The 272-nt window shown below is 68.4% G+C and carries 1 protein-coding gene; it reads left to right on the forward strand.

Annotated elements, in window-relative coordinates:
• Positions 1-272, forward strand: a 272-nt coding sequence (locus SB822_RS57185) for a TolC family protein (protein ID WP_410859115.1), incomplete at both ends; no start/stop codon positions are given.

The following is a 272-nucleotide window of genomic DNA, read 5'->3' on the forward strand; positions in this document are numbered from 1 at the left end:
GCCCCGGGCTGCAAGTGCTGCTCGGGCGCTATCCTGCCCCGGGGATCGAACTTGCAACACCCTATCCGCTCCTGCCGGTAGCTCCTGCGACGGGCCTGCCCGTAGCCCTGCTCGAACGCCGGCCCGACCTCGTCGCCGCAGAGCGCGAGGTGCTTGCCGCGTTTCGTCAGGAGGAAGCGGCGAAGCTGGCGCTGCTCCCCGACTTCTCGTTCTCATTCGCGGGCGGTCGGCTCGGGGATCCGCTCTTCTCCATACTGAGCCTCAATCCGTGG

The sequence above is a fragment of the Paraburkholderia sp. SIMBA_054 genome (genome assembly GCF_046534875.1).
Taxonomy (GTDB): Bacteria; Pseudomonadota; Gammaproteobacteria; order Burkholderiales; family Burkholderiaceae; genus Paraburkholderia; species Paraburkholderia hospita.